The organism is Lutibacter sp. B1 (genome assembly GCF_012524075.1).
Lineage (GTDB): Bacteria > Bacteroidota > Bacteroidia > Flavobacteriales > Flavobacteriaceae > Lutibacter.
This window is the reverse complement of sequence record NZ_JAAZUI010000155.1, coordinates 1-513: the sequence shown is the minus strand read 5'-3', so window position 1 is coordinate 513 and position 513 is coordinate 1. Positions and strand designations below refer to the sequence as shown.

The window sequence follows — 513 nt, the reverse complement described above, 5'->3', positions numbered from 1 at the left end:
TTAAAGGTCTTTTTAAATGTGTTGTAACAAAACAGACTACTTTCTACTACAGAATAAAATTTGAAAGAGAAGAAATTGAGATTATTACTGTTTTTGACACAAGACAAGATCCAAATAAATTAGAAAAAGATATAAAATAAAGTACGAAAGCCCAACAATGGCTATATTGCATTGTGGCGGATTTTCTTTTTCAGAAAATCCTCGTATATTTACTAAGCTAATTGCTATGGCGGAAAAATCTTGCCGATTTTTCCACAACGACAACATAGCCTAAACCGTTGGCTACAATTTGAATGCAAGAAAATAATTACCATATTGGTAACTTTTTTATTATATTTGCGATAAATAAGTAGAATGTGCGAGTAATAGCAAAACGAACTTTACGTGATTATTGGGAAAAACACGCTGATTGTGAGGAACAATTAAAATCGTGGTATAGAGAAACCGAAAAATCCGAATGGAAAAACATTAACGATTTAAAGAATGAATATCCAAGTGCGAGTATTTTAAAAG

The 513-nt window shown here is 30.8% G+C and carries 1 protein-coding gene; it reads left to right on the top strand.

Translation table 11 applies throughout. The features are described from left to right. Positions 1 to 356 precede the first annotated feature (356 nt). A partial coding sequence (locus HGB55_RS15725) for a type II toxin-antitoxin system HigB family toxin (RefSeq protein ID WP_168817974.1) occupies positions 357 to 513 on the top strand: 157 nt, incomplete at its 3' end.